Source organism: Arhodomonas sp. KWT (assembly GCF_010993615.1).
On the sequence record NZ_WNXE01000663.1, the window covers coordinates 1 to 926 of the forward strand.

Below are 926 nucleotides of genomic sequence, written 5' to 3' on the forward strand. Positions count from 1 at the left end.
TCCGCCTACTACCTCTGTGCCAACCGCGGCAAGCGCTCCCTCGCCGTCGACCTGGCGGACCCGCAGGGCCAGGCGCTGGTCCGCGACCTCGCCGCCCGCTCGGACGTGGTCATCGAGAACTTCAAGGTCGGCGGGCTGGCGCGCTACGGGCTCGATTACGACAGCCTGGCGGCCACCAGCCCGGGCATCGTCTACTGCTCGATCACCGGCTTCGGCCAGGACGGCCCCTACGCCAGCCGCCCGGGTTACGACGTGCTCATCCAGGCCATGGGCGGGCTGATGAGCCTCACCGGCCAGCCCGACGGCAGCCCCGGCGCCGAGCCCATGAAGACGGGCGTCGCCGTGGCGGACCTGTTCACCGGCGTGTACGCCAGCACCGCCATCCTCGCCGCGCTGCGCCACCGCGACCGCACTGGCGAGGGCCAGTACATCGACATGGCGCTGCTGGACGTGCAGGTCTCCATGCTCGCCAACCAGGCCAGCAACTACCTCGTCGGCGAGACCGTCCCCCGGCGCGCCGGCAACGCCCACCCGAACATCGTGCCGTACCAGGTCTTCGCCACCGCGGACGGGCACATGGTCCTCGCCGTGGGCAATGACGGCCAGTTCCGCCGCTTCTGCGACGTCGCCGGGCTGGCGGGCTACGCGGACGACCCGGCCTTCGCCACCAACACCGCCCGGGTCGCCCACCGCGGCGAGCTGGTGCCGGTGATCGCCGAGCGCCTGGCCCGCGGCGCCACCGCGGAGTGGGTGAGCGCGCTGCAGGCCGCGGGCGTGCCCTGCGGGCCGATCAACACCATGGACGCCGTGTTCGCCGACCCCCAGGTCCGCCACCGCGGCATGCAGGTCCGCGTGCCCCACGAGGCCGGCGGCCACGTGGACCTCGTGCGCTGCCCCATCCGCATGAGCGCCACGCCGCCGCGCAC

General features: G+C 73.5%; 1 protein-coding gene. It reads left to right on the forward strand.

Annotated features, from left to right (window positions below; all coding sequences use genetic code 11):
* On the forward strand, positions 1 to 926 hold a 926-nt coding region (locus G7A99_RS21550), incomplete at both ends, for a CaiB/BaiF CoA-transferase family protein (protein ID WP_163143970.1).